1 protein-coding gene is annotated in these 270 nt (G+C 58.5%); it reads left to right on the forward strand.

The genetic code is table 11. From position 1 onward, the window contains the following. Nucleotides 1-203, forward strand: a 203-nt coding sequence (locus tag AAEY88_RS13760; protein WP_350563284.1) for a hypothetical protein, incomplete at its 5' end; no start/stop codon positions are given. Nucleotides 204-270 lie beyond the last annotated feature (67 nt).

Genomic DNA, 270 nt, shown 5'->3' on the forward strand with positions numbered 1-270 from the left:
TCTACGGGCTGCGTCCCGACGAAAAATGGGATGCGCAATTCAACGCGGACACCGGCAAGCGCAGCAAGTCGGGCTGGACCGTGATCTTCGTCGTGATCTTCTCGCTGCTGATCGGCGCGTTCCTGTTGATGACCGCGCTCGCGCTGTCGTTCCAGACTTACTTCGAATCGCAGGTCGAAGCAGCCAAGCAGATTTCGCAGTAAGCACCACCGATACGGTCGATACGGCACACCGGCAACCGTATCGCTCGTCCATCAGAACAGGCTCAAC

It is taken from the genome of Psychrobacter sp. CAL346-MNA-CIBAN-0220, assembly GCF_040309805.1.
In the GTDB taxonomy this organism is placed as follows: Bacteria; Pseudomonadota; Gammaproteobacteria; order Pseudomonadales; family Moraxellaceae; genus Psychrobacter.